The following is a 288-nucleotide window of genomic DNA, read 5'->3' as shown; positions in this document are numbered from 1 at the left end:
GAGTGAACACCATGGAGCACCACGTCTTCGTGGTCAGCAACGACGACAAGAAGGACCTGGTCCGTGTGCTGGCGCAGGGCACCTCGCGCCGCATCATGTTCATGCGCACCAAGCACCACGCCACGAAGATGGCTGTAGTGCTGTCCAAGGCCGGCGTGCCAACCGGTGACCTGCACGGCAACCTGTCGCAGAACGCCCGCGACCGCAACCTGGCCGCCTTCGCCTCGGGCGAGGCAAAGGTCCTGGTCGCCACCGACGTAGCAGCCCGCGGCGTGCACGTCGACGGCG

At 66.7% G+C, this 288-nt stretch carries 1 protein-coding gene; it reads left to right on the top strand.

Translation table 11 applies throughout. The annotated features are described in order from the left end of the window. A partial coding sequence (locus tag RF641_RS17565; protein WP_424573733.1) for a helicase-related protein occupies nt 1–288 on the top strand: 288 nt, incomplete at both ends.

Origin of the sequence: Arthrobacter sp. 'calajunan' (assembly GCF_046940185.1) — a bacterium.
GTDB classification, from domain to species: Bacteria; Actinomycetota; Actinomycetes; order Actinomycetales; family Micrococcaceae; genus Glutamicibacter; species Glutamicibacter soli.
Note: the sequence above shows the minus strand (reverse complement) of the source record. Positions and strands in the feature narration are given on the sequence as shown.